Source organism: Streptomyces neyagawaensis (assembly GCF_023516595.1).
Classification (GTDB): Bacteria; Actinomycetota; Actinomycetes; order Streptomycetales; family Streptomycetaceae; genus Streptomyces; species Streptomyces neyagawaensis.
On the sequence record NZ_JAMGBG010000048.1, the window covers coordinates 15891 to 36044 of the forward strand.

At 70.6% G+C, this 20154-nt stretch carries 20 protein-coding genes; 7 read left to right on the forward strand and 13 right to left on the reverse strand.

Translation table 11 applies throughout. The features are described 5' to 3' along the window. Positions 1 to 10: 10 nt before the first annotated feature. Positions 11 to 2281, reverse strand: coding sequence for an MMPL family transporter (locus M8J73_RS21255; RefSeq protein ID WP_055540597.1), 2271 nt, complete (start codon positions 2279 to 2281; stop codon positions 11 to 13). Positions 2282 to 2456: 175 nt separating this feature from the next. On the opposite strand from M8J73_RS21255, the gene M8J73_RS21260 reads away from it, so the two are divergent. Further along, positions 2457 to 3629 (forward strand): sensor histidine kinase, encoded by a 1173-nt coding sequence (locus M8J73_RS21260; protein ID WP_055540596.1) that lies wholly within the window; start codon positions 2457 to 2459, stop codon positions 3627 to 3629. Continuing rightward, on the forward strand, positions 3604 to 4266 hold the full coding sequence (locus M8J73_RS21265; protein ID WP_055540595.1) for a response regulator: 663 nt from the start codon (positions 3604 to 3606) through the stop codon (positions 4264 to 4266). The genes M8J73_RS21260 and M8J73_RS21265 overlap by 26 nt, the downstream gene beginning before the upstream one ends. 153 nt (positions 4267 to 4419) lie before the next feature. On the opposite strand, the gene M8J73_RS21270 is transcribed toward M8J73_RS21265, so the two are convergent. Further along, the gene (locus M8J73_RS21270) at positions 4420 to 5313 is read right to left on the reverse strand and encodes an IS3 family transposase (protein WP_055540594.1); all 894 of its coding nucleotides are present in this window, start codon (positions 5311 to 5313) and stop codon (positions 4420 to 4422) included. Between the two features lie 6 nt (positions 5314 to 5319). Here M8J73_RS21270 and M8J73_RS21275 point away from each other — a divergent pair, with 6 nt between their 5' ends. Further along, on the forward strand, positions 5320 to 5778 hold the full coding sequence (locus M8J73_RS21275) for an FG-GAP repeat protein (RefSeq protein ID WP_055540593.1): 459 nt from the start codon (positions 5320 to 5322) through the stop codon (positions 5776 to 5778). A gap of 529 nt (positions 5779 to 6307) precedes the next feature. On the opposite strand, the gene M8J73_RS21280 is transcribed toward M8J73_RS21275, so the two are convergent. Beyond that, the gene (locus M8J73_RS21280; RefSeq protein WP_055540592.1) at positions 6308 to 7603 is read right to left on the reverse strand and encodes an FAD-dependent oxidoreductase; all 1296 of its coding nucleotides are present in this window, start codon (positions 7601 to 7603) and stop codon (positions 6308 to 6310) included. A gap of 35 nt (positions 7604 to 7638) precedes the next feature. After that, on the reverse strand, positions 7639 to 8154 hold the full coding sequence (locus tag M8J73_RS21285) for a TetR/AcrR family transcriptional regulator (protein WP_055540591.1): 516 nt from the start codon (positions 8152 to 8154) through the stop codon (positions 7639 to 7641). A 169-nt stretch (positions 8155 to 8323) separates the two neighbouring features. On the opposite strand from M8J73_RS21285, the gene M8J73_RS21290 reads away from it, so the two are divergent. From M8J73_RS21290 to M8J73_RS21300, 3 genes are all read left to right on the forward strand, one after another. Further along, the gene (locus M8J73_RS21290) at positions 8324 to 8542 is read left to right on the forward strand and encodes a DUF6233 domain-containing protein (protein WP_055540590.1); all 219 of its coding nucleotides are present in this window, start codon (positions 8324 to 8326) and stop codon (positions 8540 to 8542) included. Between the two features lie 96 nt (positions 8543 to 8638). Further along, positions 8639 to 9589 (forward strand): ATP-dependent DNA ligase, encoded by a 951-nt coding sequence (locus M8J73_RS21295; RefSeq protein WP_055540589.1) that lies wholly within the window; start codon positions 8639 to 8641, stop codon positions 9587 to 9589. A gap of 371 nt (positions 9590 to 9960) precedes the next feature. After that, on the forward strand, positions 9961 to 10374 hold the full coding sequence (locus M8J73_RS21300; RefSeq protein WP_055540588.1) for a DUF6069 family protein: 414 nt from the start codon (positions 9961 to 9963) through the stop codon (positions 10372 to 10374). Between the two features lie 79 nt (positions 10375 to 10453). Here the strand turns inward: M8J73_RS21300 and M8J73_RS21305 are convergent, their stop codons facing one another. The 9 genes from M8J73_RS21305 to M8J73_RS21345 all read right to left on the reverse strand — a co-directional run bounded on the left by M8J73_RS21305 (position 10454) and on the right by M8J73_RS21345 (position 19007). Next, positions 10454 to 11089: a CoA transferase subunit B gene (locus tag M8J73_RS21305; RefSeq protein ID WP_274757693.1), complete on the reverse strand. Its 636-nt coding sequence runs from the start codon at positions 11087 to 11089 to the stop codon at positions 10454 to 10456. 20 nt (positions 11090 to 11109) lie between these two features. Continuing rightward, positions 11110 to 11865: a CoA transferase subunit A gene (locus tag M8J73_RS21310; protein ID WP_055541270.1), complete on the reverse strand. Its 756-nt coding sequence runs from the start codon at positions 11863 to 11865 to the stop codon at positions 11110 to 11112. A 30-nt stretch (positions 11866 to 11895) separates the two neighbouring features. Then, positions 11896 to 12645 (reverse strand): SDR family NAD(P)-dependent oxidoreductase, encoded by a 750-nt coding sequence (locus M8J73_RS21315; protein ID WP_249828946.1) that lies wholly within the window; start codon positions 12643 to 12645, stop codon positions 11896 to 11898. Further along, a complete protein-coding gene (locus M8J73_RS21320) occupies positions 12642 to 13613 on the reverse strand; it encodes a fumarylacetoacetate hydrolase family protein (RefSeq protein WP_055543058.1) in 972 nt (323 codons plus the stop codon). The genes M8J73_RS21315 and M8J73_RS21320 overlap by 4 nt, the downstream gene beginning before the upstream one ends. Positions 13614 to 13724: 111 nt before the next feature. Next, positions 13725 to 14663: a VOC family protein gene (locus M8J73_RS21325; RefSeq protein ID WP_055543059.1), complete on the reverse strand. Its 939-nt coding sequence runs from the start codon at positions 14661 to 14663 to the stop codon at positions 13725 to 13727. A gap of 24 nt (positions 14664 to 14687) precedes the next feature. Further along, positions 14688 to 15716: an amidohydrolase family protein gene (locus M8J73_RS21330; protein ID WP_055543060.1), complete on the reverse strand. Its 1029-nt coding sequence runs from the start codon at positions 15714 to 15716 to the stop codon at positions 14688 to 14690. Next, the gene (locus M8J73_RS21335; protein ID WP_249828947.1) at positions 15713 to 16876 is read right to left on the reverse strand and encodes an FAD-dependent oxidoreductase; all 1164 of its coding nucleotides are present in this window, start codon (positions 16874 to 16876) and stop codon (positions 15713 to 15715) included. Before M8J73_RS21335 ends, M8J73_RS21330 begins: the two co-directional genes overlap by 4 nt. A 182-nt stretch (positions 16877 to 17058) precedes the next feature. After that, positions 17059 to 18030 (reverse strand): cyclase family protein, encoded by a 972-nt coding sequence (locus M8J73_RS21340; RefSeq protein WP_249828948.1) that lies wholly within the window; start codon positions 18028 to 18030, stop codon positions 17059 to 17061. Further along, positions 18027 to 19007: a fumarylacetoacetate hydrolase family protein gene (locus M8J73_RS21345; RefSeq protein WP_055537665.1), complete on the reverse strand. Its 981-nt coding sequence runs from the start codon at positions 19005 to 19007 to the stop codon at positions 18027 to 18029. The genes M8J73_RS21340 and M8J73_RS21345 overlap by 4 nt, the downstream gene beginning before the upstream one ends. A gap of 122 nt (positions 19008 to 19129) precedes the next feature. Between M8J73_RS21345 and M8J73_RS21350 the strand changes: the two genes are divergently transcribed. After that, a complete protein-coding gene (locus tag M8J73_RS21350) occupies positions 19130 to 20074 on the forward strand; it encodes a LysR family transcriptional regulator (RefSeq protein ID WP_055537666.1) in 945 nt (314 codons plus the stop codon). The last annotated feature ends 80 nt before the right edge of the window (positions 20075 to 20154 follow it).

The window sequence follows — 20154 nt, forward strand, 5'->3', positions numbered from 1 at the left end:
AGGAGTTGAGTCAACGGTCAACCAGCCGTGGACGCGAGGCATCACCCGTGGATTCCGCGTCTGTGTCGTCGGTGCCGACCGGGCCGCGGGGAAGCATCCGGTCCAGCCACTTCGGCAGCCACCAGTTGGTCCGGCCGAGGAGCGTCATGGTCGCCGGTACCAGCACCATGCGTACGACCGTGGCGTCGATGAAGATCGCGGTGGCCAGGCCGAGCCCGAACATTTTGGTGGAGGGGTCCTCGGCGACGGCGAAGGACAGGAAGACCGCCACCATGATGAGGGCGGCCGAGGTGATGATCCGGGCGGTGCCCGATACGCCCTCGACGATCGCCGTGCCGTTGTCGCCGGTGCGCAGGTACTCCTCGCGTACGCGGGAGAGGAGGAACACCTCGTAGTCCATCGACAGGCCGAACAGGATGGCGAAGAGGAACATCGGGATGAACGACACGATCGGAACCGTTGCTTCCAGCCCGATGAGTGCGCCTCCCCAGCCCCACTGGAAGACCGCGACCATGATGCCGTAGGCCGCGCCGATGCTCAGCAGATTCAGCAGTACCGCCTTGAGCGGTACGAGTATCGAGCGGAAGACCAGCGTCAGCAGCAGGAACGACATCGCCAGCACGACGGCGACGAAGACCGGCAGGCGCTCGCTGGTGCGTTGGCCCACATCGGACAGGCTCGCGGCGGCGCCGCCGACGTGGGCCCTCGCCGGGCCGTGCCCGATCGCCGTGGGCAGTACGTCGGTGCGCAGCCGGGCGATGGTGTCGGCCGTGGCCTTGTCCTGAGGGCTGGTGGTCGGGAACACCACGAGGGTCGCGATGCCGGTGGCCCGGTCGATGTGCGTCGGCGCGACGGATGCGATGCCCGGATCCGCCGCGACCGCCACGACGAGTCGGTCCAGCACTCCCGGATCACCGGCGGGGTCCGCGGCGATGACGAGAGGACCGTTGGTGCCCGGGCCGAACCCCTCGGCGACGAGGTCGTAGGCCCGGCGCTCGGTACGGCTGTGGGGCAGTGAGCCGTCGTCGGGCAGGCCGACGCGCAGGCCGAGCACGGGCAGCGTCGCGGTCAGCAGCAGCCCCGCCGCGCCGACCGCGTACGGCACCGGATGCCGGCTGACGTGCCCGATCCAGCGCCGCCACCCGGCGGCGTGGGCGGCGCCCGCCGCCGGGACCCGCCGCCGTACGAGTCGGCCCGGCTTCCTGGTCTGCAGAGCCCGGCCGATCCGGCCGGCCCGGGCCAGGCGCAGGCCCGCCGCGCCGAGGAAAGCCGGCAGCAGCGTCACCGACGCGACGACCATGATAAGGACGACGATCGACACGGCGAGCCCGCCCACCGTCATGAACGGCACGTTCGCGACCGCCAGGCCGAGGATCGACACGACGACGACGCCGCCGGCGAAGACCACCGGCCGCCCTGCCGTGGCCACCGCTCGCCCCGCCGCCGCGCGGGGATCGAGCCCGCGCGCGAGGTACTCCCGGTGCCTGGCAAGCACGAACAGCGCGTAGTCGATGCCCACTCCGAGCCCGACCATGCTGCCCAGGACCGGTGCGAAGGTGGGGACGTCCGTCACCCCCGCCAGTACCGTCATCGTGGCGACCCCTACGGTCAGTCCGAAGACGGCCATGCCGATCGGCAGCGCGGCGGCGACGAGCGAACCGAACGCCAGGAACAGGATCGCGGCCGCGGCGAGGAGGCCGATCAGCTCGCTCGCGCCGCCGTCGGGGTCGGAGAAGGCGTAGAAGAGGTTCCCGCCCATCTCGATGCGCAGGGGCAGCTCGGCGCGCAGCCGGTCGCCGAGGTCGACGAGGGCGTCGAGGTCCTCGGCCGACAGCCGGCTCTGGTCTGGGTACTGCACCCGGACGACCGCGATCCGCCCGTCGGCCGAAACGAGGCCGCCGCGCACGGCGGTGTCCCCGCCCGCGTCGAGTGCCCCCGCCAGGTCGCTCGTGCCGAGCACGTGCGGCAGTCGCTGCACCTCGGTCCGCAGCCGCGCGAGAGCGGTGCGCGCGCTGCCGTGGTCGAAGAAGGTCGCACCGTCGTCGAGGGGGGTGACGACCACTTGGGCGGTCATCCCCTCCTGGCCGGTGCCTGCCTGCTCGATCAGTTGCGCGGCCCGTCGGGAGTCCAGTCCTGGAGCGGTCATCGAGTCCGCGGTCCGCCCGCCGATGGTGATCGCGGCGAGGACGGCGAGCGTGGTGGCGATCAGCCATGCCGCGATCACCCGCCAGGGATGGCGTGCGGCGCTTGCGCCCAGGCGCAACAGGGCTCTCGAGAGCATCGGGTCCTCCAACCACCTCGTCGGCCGTCCTTGTACGGCCGTCGATGCCGAGGCTCGTCGCCACGGCGCTTGGCGGCATCGGCCCGCGGGTCGCGGATCCGTCGGCCCCGGGGCGGAGTGACGAACCGTCCTTTCGGCCGATGCGCGGCACAGCACGGTCCCTAGGCTGAGAACCGTGCTGCGAGACGACCTGCGAACCCTGTGGACCGAACCTCGGCCGCCCGACGCGCCCGCCCGGGTGTGGCGGGACTGGCCTCTGCTCGCTGCGGGCCTGGGCGGTGTGGTGTTGGAAGCCACCCTGCGTGAGAACGTCGTGTGGCGGCCGGTGGCGGTGGTGTTCGCCGTATGGCTGTGCCTGCTACCCCTGTGGCGCCGGACCCGCCCGCTGGCGATGGTGACGCTGGCGTTCGGCTCGGTGATCCTGCTCCAGGTGGCCTGGCTCGTCGCCGCTCCGCGCGAGCCCGTCGGCCTGTACACCGGCGCGGTCGTGCTCGTGCTGGTGTACGCGCTGCCCCGGTGGGGATCGGGAAGAGAGATCGTGCTGGGCGGCGCGGTGATCCTCGCGGCCGGCGCACTGTGTTCCGTCACCGACGAGACGCCGGTCGTCGAGAACGTCGTGGGCTTCGTCTTCCTGCTGCTGCCCGGCGTGTTCGGGGCTGCCGTGCGGTTCTGGGTGACCGCTCGCGAGCGGCAGTTGGAGCAGGTGCGGTCCCGCGAGCGCGAGCAACTCGCCCGGGAACTGCACGACACGGTGGCCCACCACGTGTCGGCCATGGTGATCATCGCCCAGGCGGGCGGGGTGCTCGCGAGCGCCGACCCGTCCGCCGCCGTCAAGGCGCTGGAGGGGGTCGAGGAGGAAGGGGCGCGCACGCTGGAGGAAATGCGCGCCATGGTCGCCGCGCTGCGCGACCGCGGGGTCGGCGCCGAGCTGGCGCCCCCTGCCGGAGTCGCGGATCTGGAGCGCCTGGTGCGCACCCCGGGTGGTCGCCTCACGGTCGACCTGGGGCTCGACGGCGAACTGGACGCGCTGCCCCCGGCCGTGGACGCGGCCGTCTACCGGATCGTGCAGGAGTCGGTGACCAACGCACTGCGCCATGCGGTCGACGCGACCGAGCTCGTCGTTCGGGTCGCCGCGGAACGGCACACGGTACGGGTGAGCGTGCGCGACAACGGCCGGCGCACCGGCCGGGGCCGCGACGGATACGGCCTTACCGGACTGCGCGAGCGCGCGACCCTGCTCGGCGGCACACTACGAGCCGGCCCGGGTACCGACCGGGGCTGGCATGTCGAAGCCGAACTGCCGAGAGCGAGGAGCGAAAGCGGTGTCCATTCGCGTCCTCGTCGCTGACGACCAGACGATCATCCGCACCGGGTTGCGGATCATACTGAACGCCCAACCCGGCATCGAGGTGGTCGGCGAGGCCGCCGACGGACACGAAGCGGTACGCCTGGCCCGCGAACTGCGCCCCGACGTCTGCCTGTTCGACATCCGCATGCCCGTACTCGACGGGCTGGAGGCCACCCGGCTGGTCGCTGGCCCGGGCGTCGCCGACCCGCTGGCCGTGGTCGTCATCACCACGTTCGACCTGGACGAGTACGTCTACGGCTCACTGCGGGCCGGCGCCCGCGGATTCCTCCTCAAGGACACGGGACCGGACCTTCTGGCGCAGGCCGTACGGTCGGCGTCCGACGGTGAGGCGCTCATCGCGCCCAGCGTCACCGTCCGTCTGCTCCAGGCATTCGCGGACCTGCCCGCCGGCCGGCCCGTGGCCCAGCCGGTCTCCCCCGTCACCGCCCGCGAGGAGCAGGTACTCCTCGCCGTCGCTCGCGGGCTGACCAACACCGAGATCGCCGATGCACTGCACATCAGCCTCAGCACCGTGAAGACGCATCTGGCCAGCCTGATGGCCAAACTCGGCGCCCGCAACCGGGTCGAGATCGCGATGTGGGCCTACGAAACGCGCCGTATCCTCCCCCTAACCTGAGCCGGGCGCCGGGCCATCGCCCATGAGTCCCCACCCGGACATCAGTGCACCGGTCGGCACACGTCGACTCCACATGCCTCACCCGCCTCGGAGCGGGACGTTCCAGGAGACCGGAACCGGGAAGTGTGAACCGCTCCGGGATCGGTGGAGGCTCTATGCGTTGACCCCAGCCGCCAGTTGGGGCTGGTGTTGAGCGTAGTAGTCGGTCTCGTGCTCGTGAGGCGGGATGTCTCCGATCGCTGTGTGCAGGCGCTGGTTGTTGAACCAGTCGACCCATTCCGCGGTAGCGAGTTCGACATCGGAGAGGCCGTGCCAGGGCTTGCGGGGCTTGATCAGTTCCGTCTTGTAGAGGCCGATCTGGGACTCCATGAGCGCGTTGTCCAGGGCGTCGCCGACGGTGCCGATCGAGGCGTCGATGCCGGCGTCGAGGAGGTGCGCGGTGAACGCGAACGACGTGTATTGGCTCCCCGCATCCGAATGGTGAACCAAGCCCGGTCCAGCGGGAGTTCCGGAGCGATCGCGACGCCACAACGCCATGTCGAGGGCGTCGAGGACGAGCTTGGCCCGTTTGCTGGTGGCGGCGGACCAGCCCACGATCGCCCGGGAGAACACGTCCACGACGAACGCGACGTAGACGATCCCGGACCAGGTGGCGACGTAGGTGAAGTCGGCGACCCATCGCTCGTTCGGCCGGGGTGCGGTGAATTCACGTCTGATCAGGTCAGCGGCCCGCTCCTGGCCGTCGTCCCGGATGGTGGTGCGGATCTTCTTCCCGCGTCGGGCGCCCTCCAGGCCGAGGTCGCGCATCAGCCGGGCGGCCGTGCAGCGGGCCGCCGGTATGCCTTCGCGGTGCAGCTGCCGCCAGGCCTTCCGCACTCCGTAGACACTGAAGTTGTCCGAGTGGATGCGGCTGATCTGGGCTTTCAGCTCCGCATCTCGCACCGCCCGAGTGCTCGGGGTGCGGTTCTTGGCGGCGTAGTAGGTGCTCGTTGCGATCTTCAGTCCATGGCTGGTCAGGACTCGGCAGATCGGCTCGACTCCGAACACCTCGCGGTGAGCGTCGATGAACGCTACGAGCGTTTCGACGGCCGGTCGAGCTCGGCGGTCTCGGTGGCGGACGTCAACGGTGACGGCTTCGGCGACATCGCGCTCGGCATCCCGGGCGAGGACATCGGCGACATCACCGACGCCGGGTCCGTCGCCCTGGTCCCCGGCAGCGCCTCCGGTGTCACGGGCGCCGGTACGCAGACCTTCCACCAGGACACCGCCGGGGTACCCGGAGTCGCCGAGAACGGCGACCAGTTCGGCGCGAGCAGCGCGCTACTGGACCTCGACGGTGACGGCCACACCGACCTCGCGGCCGGTTCCCCGGCCGAGAACAGTTGGAACGGGGCGGTCTGGGTGCTGCGCGGCACGGCGACCGGTCTCACGGCCACGTCGTCCCTCGCGTTCGGCGCTGGCGGCCCCTCGGCGCCCGCCACGGGCGCCCGCTTCGGTGCGCTCCTGCGCTGAGCGAGCCGATCGGGCAACGGGGGTTCGGTGGGGCGGCCTGGTGCCGCCCCACCGTCATGTCCGGCCGGGGCGAGCCGGCTTCGGCCGAGGTGCGCGGGCCGCTTCACCGCCTCGGTCCAGGTGCGTCGGCGCGAACATCCGCAGCACCGCAGGCAGCAACCACCGAAGGGCCGGGCGTGCCAACGACCGCATACGTGCCGTACGTGGCTGTGAGTCACTCGTGCGAAGGCGGGTGATCGTTCTGCGGTCAGGGTGTCGTGACGGCCAGGGCGTGATCACGGCGCTCTGACTGCGTCCGCAGCGGAATTTCGCGCCCCGTTCCCGGAGATTGCCGCTCGTGTGGCTCGTCATCGTGGTCGTCCTCGTCGCCCTGCTTGCGGGGCTCGCCGCCAACCGCTACCGAGGCTCTCGGTTCGGAGTGACGTCAAGCGGAAGGGTGATCAGCGTGGTCGCGGCTGTGAGTGGACACCTTCTCCTGTATGCGTCGGCTGATCTGGTGCCGGTAGTCGGTGTATCGGCCAGCAGCTTGTCAGTCTGCGAAGACGGCACGACGCAGAGAGGGTACTGCGCCGCACAGCCGGAAGAACGTGCGTGCGGCCGCTCGGAGGGTACGGCTGCGCAGGGTGGCCAGGCGTAGGTACAGAGTCGCTGCTCGTACCGCGGCGAAGCCGTTCTTCAGCATCGCGCGCTCGTAGCAGGCGAGTTCGGGAAGCAGTTCCTGCCCACTGGTGACCGTGATCAGCGCGCGGCGCAGTGCGTTGGCGTCGAACAGTGCGGCGTTGCCGCCGAGTCCGCCGACCGGTGGCATGGGATGGATGGCGTCGCCCAGCAGGGTCACGTTCGTGGTGGGCCAGGGTTTCACCCGGGCTGCGGCTGTGAAGTCGAACTTTTCGATGCTGTCCGCAGGCGTGCGGGTGATGAGTTGGCGCAGGTCGGGGTGCCAGCCGGCCAGGCGGGAGGCGACCAGATCGCGCAACTGCTGCCCGCGTCGGCCGGTCACATCGACGGGCAGGGTGTGCGGGTGGGCGACGTAGGCCCACATGATGTAGTCGTCATCCTGGATGTCCTGGATGATGAGTGCCGGGTTCAGACCGACGGCCCGCAGCGGGTCGCCCACGCGCTCGGCGATGGTGGCGCTGCTCTCCTGTCGCCGGAACACGGCAGTGAACAGGAAATCCCGCTTGGGCAGCACCATGTTCTTGGTGCTGGTCATCTTTTGAGGCAGCCAGGCCGCCTCGTCACCGAGGGGGAACTTGCCGCCGATGCCGACGCCGAGGGCCTGGTGGTGCTTGGCACGTGGTAGGAGCTGGCGTCGCACGCGTGAGCGGGCGCCGTCCGCGCCGACCAGCAGGTCGCCAGTGGCCGTGGTGCCGTCGGTGAAGAAGGCGGTGACCGTGCCGTTGGGATTCTGCTTGTAGCCGGTGAACTCCTTGCCGAAGTGGACGACGTCGTCCAGCCCGGCGAGTAGCAGTCGACGCAGGGTGATCCGGCTGACCGCGTATGTGCGTTCGAATGAATCGAGCTCTGCGGGTGGGGCGTCCTCCCGCATCAGCAGCCGCAGCCGTTCGGTGAGTACCCCCATACCGGGCCCGGGATCCCCGGCAGTGGCCACGAGGACCTCCCACAGGTGCGGGGGCAGGCAGTCGTGCAGTGCCCGGCTGCCCACCGGCTCGATGTTGAGCCGGTAACCCTGCAGCCGCGTGTCGGGCGCGATATCACGCTCGTAGACCGCGACGCTGATTCCGGCGGCGTGCAGGCCCTGCGCCAGGCACAACCCGCCGATACCGCCCCCCACGATGATGACCCGCAACGGATGCGTGGACATGGTGCGTTCCTCCCCGAGGACAGGTGTGGATCTGGTCAGACTTGGATCAGGAGCCGCTCGAGGAGACCGAGGACGTCATCGGCCCGGTCGCCAGCCAGACTCGCACCCTTGACCGCTGCAATGATCAGCTCGGCGCCGGCGGCCGGATCGACACCGGCTGTCAGCGCGCCGTGCGCGGCGGCCTCGGCCAACAGCGTGCACAGCGAGGCCCTCCAGCCCTCCTCGCGACTGGCGATGATCTCCCGCAGCTCGGGGTCACGGCGAGCCCGCAGGTCCAGTTCGCGCAGCACCACGTGCAGCTCTGGCTGGTCATGGATCTTCTGACGAAGGGCGGTGAGGTGGCCGCGCAGGCGGTCAGCCGCGCTGCCGTCGGGCGGTGTAGTGGACCCGAACTGCCCGGTGGCGTGATCCACGACCGCCACGATCAAGGCCTGCTTCGTGGGGAAGTGGTGATGGATCGTCGAGTGGTCGATGCCCGCCCGGCCGGCCACGTCCCGCATCCGCAGCTCCTCGAACCCGCCTTCAGCCAGGCAGCGAAACGCCGCATTCACCAGGGCTTCCCGACGCTCGGGTCCAGCCGACGGTCTGCCTCGTCGTGCCGTTGGCATACACACCCCTTAGCCCACCAACCGGTTGGTGGATTAATACCGTGGATTCCGGCCCGGCGTCAACCCGGGTTCCGGAACGGCGACGGCTGAGGGTCTCGATCCGAGCGCAGTCATGGCGGTGACGGAGATCGTCACCTCCTCTCTGGTGCGGTCCGCACCCATCGGGACCGACGCGGCCGGGGCCAGGAGGACGCCGTGCACACCGGCGACTGCTGGGCAGCGGCCAAGAGCAGCCGGTGCCACCCGCCAGCAGGCCATCGACGCCCTGCGCCAGCAGGTACCACCCTGCATCCGCTGTCGCCCCGACACCGCCCTCGGCATCCTCGACTAGCTGCACGCACGGCGCCTCGGGCTACCTGCCGGATGGCCCCGTGCCCGGCAGCGCGCAGCGTGGAAGGCATCCACATGACGTGGCCCCTGCCCGCCGATGCTCACTGCGGCCGTCGACAGCCCCGCCCTGCCCGTCGGGTTCGCCGCAGAGCCGAAGTGGGATGGCTTCCGCGCGCAGCTGGTCGTGCACGCCTGCGGGCGGGTGCTGCTGCGCTCTCGGCAGGGCACGGACATGATCGGCTCGTTCCCGGAGATCCGGGCCGCAGCCCTCGCGCAGCCGGCCGACGATGTCGGCCTCGATGGCGAGCTGGTGGTGTGGGAGTCCGGCCGGCTGGCGTTCGAGCGGCGGCAGCAGCGCCTGGTCCGCCGCGGCAAGGGCGCGGGCGAGGCAGCGCGGCAGTGGCCGGCGCACTACGTCCCGTTCGATCTGCTCCACCAGGGCGGCACCGACGTGACCGGCTGGAGCTACCGGCGGCGCCGCGCAGCCCTGGAGGTGCTGTTCGCCGAGCGCGGCCTGAGGGCACTGTTCACGCTGTGCCCGTCGACCACCGACCCGGCCGTGGCCGGCCAGTGGCTGGGGTGGGCGTCGGCCGGGATGGAGGGCTTGTGCTTCAAGCGGCTCGATGAGCCGTACCGGCCGCTGCGCTCGTGGAGGAAGTACAAGGTGCGGGTCACCACCGAGGCCATCGTGGGTGCCATCACCGGCTCGCCGGCCGCTCCGCGGACGGTCCTACTGGGCCGGTACGACCGCGCCGGGCGCCTGCAGTACATCGGCCACCGCAGCACCACCCTGTCCCAGGCCGCTGGCCGCGCGCTCGCCGAGCTGCTCACCCCAGCCGTGTCCGTGCACCCCTGGGAAGGGTGGACGTTCAGCGCAGGGTGGGGCACGCAGCGGACCCTGGACGTGCACCTGGTGCAGCCCGACATCGTGATGGAAGTGGCTGTCGATGTCGCCCGCGATGCGGCCGGGCGATGGCGGCACCCCGCTCGGGCACACCGCGTCCGCACAGACATCGCGGTAGCTCAGGTGCCACACTTCGGCGAGTAGCCCCCAGGAAGCGGCCTCCGCTCACAGGGGGCTTCTCGGTTCCGGTAGCCGGTCGGCAGAACCGGGTCAGCGGCGCCGGAGGAGAAGCGCGCACGTGCTGATCAGTCCGCTGAGGAAGGTGCCGCCGACACTGAAGTACCCACCGGGCCGCGCACCTCACGAGGTGGCGGTCCGCTACCACCGGTGCGGCGTGCCGGCGCCGGAGCCGGCGAGCCTCAGGCCCTGTTTCCCGGCCGGGTCCGGCGGCTTCACGAGTATGCGCACAGACACGACACGGTAGCTTGAATTTTCAAACAACCCCTGCAACCCTATGTTTGATTCTTCAAACGTTCCTTCCGGAGCGCTTCTCGTAGTTCCCTCCAGGAGTTGCCATGTCTGTCACCCCTGAAGCAGTACCCATCCGCCGTGGTCCGCTCGTCGTGGCAGGGGGTGTGCTCGCCGCGATCGTGGCGGCGTCCCTGGCGGACGCGGTGATCGCCCTTCTCGCCCTCGCCGTCGGCGCGCCCGACGACTTCCAACCGCTGGAGCCGGGTTCGTACATCTTCTTGACGGCGGTCGGGATGGTGGCGGGCGTCATCGGCTGGGCCATCGTCCGCAAGGTGTCGAAGGACCCCGAGGCCCTGATGCGATGGCTGGTGCCGACTGTCGTCGTGGTGTCCTTCGTTCCCGACTTCCTGCTCTTCGGTGAAGGTGGCGTGACCGGCGTCGTGGCGCTGCTCCTGATGCATGTCGTGGTCGCGGTGGTCGCGGTGTTCGCCTACCGCAAGGTCATGCCGCTGTCGTAAGGGCGGTGGGAGCAGGATGCGGAAGGCCGGGCGGGCAGGGATCGTGATCCCTGCCCGCCCGGCCTTCCGCATCGACGGCTCATGGCTTCTGGACAAGAGGCGCGTCGGTGCGGGCGGCAATGTCCTCGGCGGTTACACCCGGCCCGCGTTCCACGAGCGTCAGGCCCTCGGGTGTGACGTCGAGGACGGCGAGGTCGGTGATGATGCGGTGGACGCACTGTTCGCCGGTGAGCGGGAGGGTGCACTCCTTCACGATCTTGGGGCTGCCGTCCTTGGCGGTGTGCTCCATGAGCACGATGACCCGGCGGGCGCCGTGGACGAGGTCCATCGCGCCACCCATGCCCTTGACCATCTTTCCGGGGATCATCCAGTTGGCGAGGTCGCCGACGGCGGATACCTGCATGGCGCCGAGGACGGCGATGTCGATGTGGCCGCCGCGGATCATGCCGAAGGACAGGGCGGAGTCGAAGAAGGAGGCTCCGGGCAGGACGGTGACGGTTTCCTTGCCCGCGTTGATGAGGTCCGGGTCGACCTCGTGCTCGTACGGGTAGGGGCCGGTGCCGAGGATGCCGTTCTCGGAGTGCAGGACCACGTGGACGTCCGGCGGGAGGTGGCCGGGGATGAGGGTGGGCAGGCCGATGCCGAGGTTGACGTAGGAGCCGTCGGTGAGTTCGGCGGCGGCGCGGGCGGCCATCTGGTCCCGGGTCCAGCCCAACTGCGTACCAAGGGTGGTGCTCATGCGCGTACGGTCCTCTTCTCTATCTGCTTGTCGGCGGCCTGGGCCGGGGTGAGCACCACGAGGCGCTGGACGAAAATGCCCGGCAGGTGGATCTCGTCCGGGCTCAGCTCACCCGGCTCGACGACTTCCTCCACCTCGGCGACGGTGATCCGGCCGGCCATCGCCGCGAGGGGGTTGAAGTTGGCGGAGGACTTGCGGAAGACGAGGTTCCCGTGGCGGTCGCCGCGCCAGGCCCGTACGAGGGCGAAGTCGGTGGTGATGCCGTGTTCCAGGACGTAGGTGCGGTCGTCGAAGTCGCGGGTCTCCTTCGGCGGGGAGGCGAGGGCGACCGCGCCGTCCGCCGTGTGACGCCAGGGCAGTCCGCCGCGGGCGACCTGGGTGCCCACACCGGCCGGGGTGTAGAAGGCGGGTATGCCCGCGCCGCCGGCGCGCAGCCGTTCGGCGAGCGTGCCCTGCGGGACCAGCTCCACCTCCAGTTCGCCCGACAGGTACTGACGGGCGAACTCCTTGTTCTCGCCCACGTAACTGCCCGTGACGCGGGCGATCCGGCCGTCGGCCAGCAGGACGCCCAGTCCACGCCCGTCCACGCCGCAGTTGTTCGACACGACCTCCAGACCCGTGGCGCCCTGGGCGTGGAGGGCCTGGATGAGCACGTCGGGGATGCCACTGAGGCCGAAGCCCCCGACGGCCAGGGACGCACCGTCGGGAATGTCCGCGACCGCCTCGTCGGCGCTCGCCCAGACCTTGTTCATGAGAAGAAGTGCCTTTCTTTCGCTGCGGGTTCAGGCGTGCTCGCGCAGGGCGTCCGAGATCGGTTTCGCACCGCCGTGGGCGGTGAGGCCACCGTCGACGGGGATCTCTGCGCCCGTGATGAAGGACGCCTCGTCGGAGAGAAGGAAGGTGACGAGAGGGGTGATGTCGTCGACGGTTCCGGTGCGGCCGAGCGGTGTCCCGTGGAGGTTCGCCTCGCGGAACCCGGGCGCCGCGGAGACGGTCATGTCGGTCTCGATGAAGCCGGGGTGGATGATGTTCACGCGGATGCCGCGGGGCCCCAGTTCCATGGCGGCGGTCCTCGACAGGCCGCGCAGCGCCCACTTGCTCGCCGTGTAGGCGACCGGATAGTGGGCGGTCAGCGCCGCCGACGAACCGACGTTCACGATCGACGCGCCCGGACGCATCAGTGGCACCAGGTGCTGGATGCCCAGGAGCGGCCCGGTGACGTTGACCGCGTGGACACGGGCCATGTCCTCGGAGCGTACGTCGTCGATCCGGGCGCGCCAGGTGACGCCCGCGTTGTTGACCAGGCCGTGCACCTGCCCGTACGCCTCGCGCAGGTCGGCGGCGAGTTCCGCCCAGTCCTTCTCGCTGGTGACGTCGAGGCGGCGGCAGCCGGCTGCCTCGGTCACGTCGGTGGCGATCACCCGGGCGCCCTCGCGGGTCAGGGCCTCGGCCTCCGCGGCACCCTGTCCGCCGGCCGCGCCGGTGACCACGACGACCCTGCCGAGGAGCCTCTTGGGGTGCGGGTCGGTCACGGCCGCTCCCGGGGGCGGCGCCGGGCGACCGGAACCGGTAGGGGATCAAGGCCGGGCACCACGGTGTTGGAGACGGAGCCGATACCCTCGACGGTGAGTGTGACCGTGTCGCCGGGCTTGAGCGGCGGCGGGTCCTGTCTGCCGCGTACGCCCCACAGCTCGGCGAGGCAGCCGCCGTTGCCGCAGGTACCGGACCCGAGTACGTCGCCGGGGCGGACGAAGGTGCCCCGGGAGGCGTAAGCGACCATCTCCTCGAAGGTCCAGCTCATGTTGGACAGCAGGTCCTTGCCGACGACCTCGCCGTTCACCGAGGCGGTCAGCGCCAGGCGCAGGAAGCCGTCCGCGTCGCGGTACTCCTCCAACTCGTCGGCGGTGACCAGGTAGGGGCCCAGCGTGGTGGCGGTGTCCTTGCCCTTGCAGGGGCCGAGGCCGACCTTCATCTCGGCGGACTGAAGGTCGCGGGCGGACCAGTCGTTGAAGATCGTGTAGCCGATGATGTGGTCGCGGGCCTGCTCGGGGGTGAGGTCGCGGCCCTCCTTGCCGATCACGGCGGCGACCTCGAGCTCGAAGTCGAGCACGCTCGATCCCGGGGGCATGGGGATGTCGTCGTGCGGGCCGTACACGGCGTAGGGGTTGGTGAAGTAGAACGTCGGGGCCGCGTACCACCGCTCGGGTACGCCGGCAGTGCCGTCCACGGACCGCCGTACGCCCTCGACGTGTTCCTCGAAGGTGACGAAGTCCCGCACGGTGGGCGGCTGGAGGGGCGGCAGCAGCCGTACCTCGGAGACATGTGGACCGGTCGGCACGTCGAGCGTCGCGGAGCCCGCTTCGAGCAGTTGCGGCAGGCCGCCCTCCTCGGCGAGTAGTCCGGTCAGGGAGTGGACACCGGGCAGGGGGCGGAGCATCCCGTCCTCGGCGACGACGGCCACATGGCGTCGGTTCTGGTACTCGTACGCGGCGAAACGCATGCGGAGGTTCCTGTCGGCGTGAGGGGCGAGCATGGAGACCGGGGGTGCGGCGTCGGGAGTCAGGGCAGTTGACAGGGCCACCGCGCCCCCGGGGACTGAGGGACTCGCCGGTCAGACCGGCGGGGCGACGAAGCAGCCGCGGTCGACGTCGTTGAACGACTCCTTGGCGATCAGCTCGTTCATCGGGTTCGCCGTGCCCCACTGGTCGGTGACCTCGGGCTGGGAGAAGTCATAGACGTGCGGGTGCCAGGTGTCCTCGTCCAGCAGCTCCAACTCCGTCGTGTACTCGACGGTGTTGCCGTGCGGGTCCAGGAAGTACGTGAACGTGTTGTCGCCCGCCATGTGCCGGCCCGGGCCCCAGACCTTCTTGAAGCCGGCGCGGATCACGCGGCCGGAGCCGCGCATGTACTCGTCGATGCCGCGCATCTCGAAGGAGACGTGGTGCAGGGAGGTGTGCGGGCCCTTGGCGATGGCCATGGAGTGGTGCTGGTTGGAGATCCGCATGAAGTGCATGACGTCACCGACGTGCGGCGAGCTGAGCGTGTCGGAGTGGCGGAAGCCGAGGTGGGTCTCGTACCACTCACGGGTCCTGTCCAGGTCCGGCGAGTTCAGCACGACATGCGACAGCTTGACCGGGATCGACTCCTTCTCCTCGATCTTGCGGTGCTGCCGTACGTCCACATCGGCGGAGACTTCGATGGTGCGGCCGTCGACGTCGAAGAAGCGGAAGCCGTAGCCGCCACCGGGTGTGTCGATCTTGCCCGGCTGGGAAATCAACTGCACGCCGCCCGCGAGGAGTTGCTCGGCGAGGGCGTCCACGTCCGCCGCGCTCGCGGCGCCGTAGGAGACGAGGTCGAGGCGCTTCTCCTCGGCCTTGCGCAGCCGCACCACGTACTGTTCGGGGCTGCCCTCGGCGGCGAGGAAAGAGATGCCGGAGTCCTCGGCGACCTTGGTCAGGCCCCAGACACCGGCGTAGAAGTCGAGCTGCTTGTCGTAGTCGGGCACGGCGAGGTCGACGTGCCGCAGATGGGTGAGCAGGCGTGCGCTCATGGTGGGTTCTCCTCCTGTGGGGGGTCAGGTCAGGCGCAGCAGCGTTGTCGCGTTGCCGCCGCGCACGGCGTGGAAGTCGTCGTCGGGCAGGCGCGCGGCGCGCAGTGCGCCGACGGGGTCCTCGGTGCCCATGTCGAAGGGGAAGTCGGAGCCGAGCAGGACCCGGTCGGCGCCGGCCGCGCCGATCAGTGCCCGCAGTACGTGCGGGTCGTGGACGAGGGAGTCGAAGTACAGGCGCTTCAGGTAGCTGCTCGGTTCCCGGGTGCAGGCCTGGGCGTCGGGGCGGGCCCGCCAGGCGTGGTCGGAGCGGCCGATGTGGGTGGGAAGATAGCCACCCCCGTGCGCGGCTATCAGCTTCAGCTCCGGGTGCCGGTCCAGGACACCGGAGAAGATCAGGTGCGAGAGCGCGACGGCGTTCTCGGTGGGCTGGCCGACGGTGTTGGACAGGTACCACTGGTCGAGGCGCTCGTCGAGGGTGCAGCCGAAGGGGTGCAGGAACAGCAGCGCCCCGGTCTCCTCGGCGCGGGCCCAGAAGGGTGCGAGCCGCGGGTCGGAGAGCTCCACCTCCCGTGTCCCGCCGGGGCCCGGGGCGTGCGAGGAGATCTCGACGCCCTTCAGCCCCTGGTCCAGTGCGTGGTCGAGCAGCGCCACCGCGAGGTCGGGGTGCTGGAGCGGGATGAGGCCGAGGCCGTGCAGCCGGTCGGGGGCCTTGGCGCAGTGCGCGGCGGTCCCCTCGTTCGCCAACTGGCAGACGCGGGCGGCCAGTCCGGGGTCGGCCCAGTAGTGGTAGTGGCCGGGTGAGGGGCTCACCAGCTGCACGTCGACGCCGGCCACGTCCATGGCCGCCAGGCGCACGGCGACATCTGTCAGCCGTGGCACCCGCTCGCCGACCATGGGACCGTTCACGGCGAGGGCCGCAGGGCCGTTGCGTCGGGCGTCGAGGTTACGTGCCTCGGCCAGGCCTGAGTGTCCGGCGACGGCCTCCTCGATCTCCGGCAGCAGCAGGTGGGCGTGGACGTCGATGGTCGGCGTGGAGGACGCGGTGGCGGTCACGGGCGCTCCTTGAGGAAGTCCATGGTGCGGGCGACCAGCCCGGCCATGTCGGCGTCGCGCACGCCGTCCAACTGCCACTGGCCGATCTGCACGGACGCCTCGACGACGGTGCGCACCCGGGGGATGCGGCGCTCGTAGTAGCCCTGGAACAGCTCGTCGTCCCAGTCCCGGCCGCTGGTGAGCAGTTCGGCGAGGACGGAGGCATCCTCCAGGGACATGGCCGCGCCCTGGGCGAGAGTCGGCGGGCAGCAGTGGGCGGCGTCGCCGATGAGCACCACCCTGCCCCGGTGCCAGGAGCCCTCGATCAGGAGACGGTCGAACCAGGTGTAGTTGACCTTCTTCGGGTCGGTGATGTGCTCGGTGATCTCCGGCCAGACCCCGCCGTAGGCCTGCGCCAGGTGGCGCATCTCGTCGGCGTAGGTGGCCGGGTCGATGGAGGCCCGGTCGCGGCACGCTTCGACGACGTACGCGTAGATGGTGTTCTCGCTGGTGGGGCAGTAGCCGGCGATGTAGGCGGGGCCGCCGTAGGCGAGGTCGGTGCGCGTGACGCTCTCGGGCCGCGGGGCGGCGATGCGCCAGATCGCCATGCCGGTCGGCTCGGGTTTGTCGGTGATGCCGATCGCGGCACGCGTGGCGGAGTTGAGGCCGTCGGCGGCGATCACCAGGTCGTACCGCCCCTCTCTGCCGTCACTGAAGCGCACCGAGACGCCGTCGGCGTCCTGCTCCAGCACCTCGGCGGTGGTGCCGAGGAGAACGCGGGCGCCGGAGGCGTGGACCGCGTCGATGAGGATCTGCTGCAGCTGGGGGCGCTGCATGCCGAGGGTGGCGGGCAGGTCCTCCCCGCCGGTCTGGATGTCCTCGGCGACGAACAGCACGGTGCCGTCGGGGGCGGTCACGCCCAACGAGCCGAAGGCGAACCCGGAGGCTTCCACCTTTTCCCACACGCCCAGTTCGCGCAGGACGCGCAGGGCGTTGCCCTGGAGGGTGATGCCGGAGCCGGTGGTGGCGTTCCAGTCGGGCTTCGCCTCGACCAGGTCGACGGCGATGCCGGCGCGGCGCAGCAGGACGGTGACGGCGTTGCCGGAGGCACCCCCGCCGATGACCAGGACGCTGGGGGTGCCCCCAGCCGGCGGCTGGGGGCGGGTGAGGCTGTCAGCCATGTCGGGGATACCTCCCGGGGTTGGGCCGCGCGGCTTCGCGCGGCGAGGTGCGGCTCGCCCGCTGGGAGTGCGGGGCTGGGGTGGGGACGGGGTGCGGCAGAACGGGTGGAGCGGTCCGGGCCGGATGCGCCCGTTGCTGTCCGGGGAGGAGGCGCATCCGGCGGCTGAGCGGGCTACTTGATCTACTTGACGGCGATGGGGTTGACCGGGGAGCCGACGGCTCCGGTGATGGGCAGCGGTGCGGCGGTGAGCCAGAACTCGTACACGCCGTCCGCCGCGCAGTCGGCGGCGAGAACGTCGAGGTCCCACATCTCGCCGATCAGCAGGCCCATGTTGGGGATCACGATCTGGTGCAGGGGCTGGAAGGCGTTCTCGAACTCGTTCGGCCGTACCTCGAAGCCCCAGGTGTCGGTGGCGATCGCGGCGATCTCGGTGCCGTGCAGCCAGCCGGCGGTGGTGAACGACAGGCCGGGCGCCGGCCCGCCCGCGTAGTCGCCCCAGCCGTCGCGCCGGGCACGGGCGAGGTGTCCGGTGCGGACGAGGACGATGTCGCCGCGTCCGACGCTCACGCCGTGGGCCTCGGCGGTAGCGGTCAGGTGCTCCTCGGTGATCGCGAAACCGTCCGGCAGCTCCGGCCCGCCGTCGTCGTCACCGATGACCCGGGCCACGTCCAGCAGGACGCCACGACCGGCCACGTACGGGGCCATGTGCTCGATGCCGGTGACCAGGTCGCCGTCGGAGGTGACGACCTTCTCCGCGTCGCGTCCGTTCCAGGCCTTGCCGTGGTCGAAGATGTGCCCGAGGCCGTCCCACTGCGTGGAGCACTGCAGAGGCATCGCGATCACGTCGTCCGCGCCGCCGATGCCGTGCGGGAAGCCCTGGTTGCCGAGGGCCGCGTCCGTGCCCGTGTCGAGCATGGTGTGCACGGGGTTGGTCCGCCGGCGCCAGCCCTTCTGCGGCCCGTTCATGTCGAAGCGCTGCGACAGCGAGAAGCTGACGCCCCGGCGCACGAGCCCCGCCCCTTCGCGGCGCTTGGCCTCGTCGAGGAAGTTCAGTGTGCCGAGCACGTCGTCCTCGCCCCAGCGCCCCCAGTTGGAGTACGCCTTGGCGGCCTCGGCGATCGCGCCCTCCGGGTCGTGGCGGTCCAGGCTCATGGCTTCTCCTCCACACAGCGGGTGCGCTGCACACCCAGACCGGTGATCGAACCCTCCATCACGTCGCCCTCGCGCAGCAGCCGCCCCCAGTGGATGCCGTTGCCGGCCGGGCTGCCGGTCAGCACCAGGTCGCCGGGCAGGAGCCGGGAGGTCCGGGAGATGTACGACACCAGCCGCGCGATGCCGAAGAGCATGTCCTTGGTGGACTCGTCCTGCATGGTCTTGCCGTTCAGCTTCAGCGTGACCCGCAGATCACCCGGGTCGGCGATGGACCCGGCGGGGACGATCCAGGGCCCGAGCGGGGTGAAGCCCGGGGCGTTCTTGCAGCGCAGCCAGTCGGTGCCGATGGCGGGCATGTCCCGGCGGAAGACGGTGGCACGGTCGGTGAGGTCGTTGGCGATGGTGTAGCCGGCGACGTACTCCAGGGCCTCCTCGACGGAGACCCGGTAGGCGGGTTTGGCGATGACGGCCGCCAATTCCAGCTCCCAGTCGGGCTTCTCGGCCCATACGGGGAGTACGACATCGTCGTACGGGCCGGCGATGGTGCTGGGCAGGCCGATGAAAACGTACGGCAGGTCCTCGGCGGCCCGGCGGTCCATGATCGCGGCGATCTCGGCCCGCGCCTCCTCGACGGTGCGGGGGTCGTCGGGGGAGCGGTGGGCGACCTCGAGGTCGATCACGTGCTGGCGGTAGTTGGCGCCGGACTGGAAGATCTGGCGGGGCTCCAGCGGGGCGTGCACCCTCAGGCCATCCAACGGCCGCCAGTCGAGGGCGTCCTCGTGCGCGAGGGTGTGCAGGACGGGGAGGGCCTCCTCCCACTGTTCCAGTACGGCACGTATGTCGGACGGCTCCCAGGCCAGGACCCGGCTCAGATCCAGCACCCGCTCCCGGGCGACGAGACCGGGGAACGCGTCCTTGTCCGCGGCCGAGAACGTGCCGAGCGCGAAAGGGCCGACAGGTTGCGCGAGCGTTGCCATCAGATTTCCTCCTGCTGGTGTGCGGTCTACTCTGACCCCGATCAACGAATCAAGGAAATCAATCCTGTGGATGCAGCAAATCCACGAGATGGATACCTTTATAGGCTGCTAGGTGGTGCCCGGTGAACCTCTCCCGACTCGACCTCAATTTGGTCGTCGCCCTGCGCGCGCTGCTGGAGGAGCGCAACGTCACCAGAGCCGGCGAGCGCATCGGACTGAGCCAGCCGGCGATGAGCGCGGCACTGTCCCGGCTGCGCCGCCATTTCGACGACGAACTGCTCGCCCGGACCGGCAACTCCTACGAGCTGACCCCGCTCGGCGCCGCCCTGCGGGACCGAAGCGCGACCGCCTGCGACCTGCTGGAGCGTGTGTTCTCCAGCCAGGCCGACTTCGACCCGGCCGCTGAGACGCGCGAGTTCACCCTGCTCGCCTCCGACTACGGCGTGGCCGTGTTCGGCGCCGCGCTGGCCCGCGCCGTGCACCGGGAGGCGCCCGGGATCCGGTTCACCTTCCAGCACCCGGCGCCGTCGGTCGTGGACAACACCGCGACCGTGCTGAGTACCGTCGACGGACTGCTGATGCCGCACGGTGTCATCAACGGCCTGCCCGCCGTCGAGCTCTTCAGCGACCGCTGGCTGTGCCTGGTCGCCGACGATCACCCCGAGATCGGCGACGAACTCACCCTCGACCAGCTGGCCCGCCTGCCCTGGGCCGTCTACCAGCGCCCCTACGACGCCCCGGCCGCCCGTCAGCTGAGCATGCTCGGCATCAGCCCCCAGGTGGAGGTCTCCGTGCAGACCTTCCAGCTCCTCCCCCACATGGTCGAGGGCACCCGCCGCGTCGCGATGATCCAGGCACGCCTGGCCCGCCGCGCGGTCCGCTCCGCCGCGGTGCGCGTCCTGCCCTGCCCCTTCGAGGCCGTACCGGTCCAGGAAGCGCTGTGGTGGCACCCCGTGCACGCCCAGGACGCGGCCCACATCTGGCTGCGGCAGAAGGCCGCGGAGGTGGGCGCGACGCTGACGGACGGCGGGGCGGGCGCGGCCGTACCTCCTGCAGAGGGCGCATAGCCGGCACCGGAGCGGCCCTGTTGCCGACCGGGCAGTAGTCGGCAACCAGCGGCACTCCCGGCCCACACAACCGGCCGTGT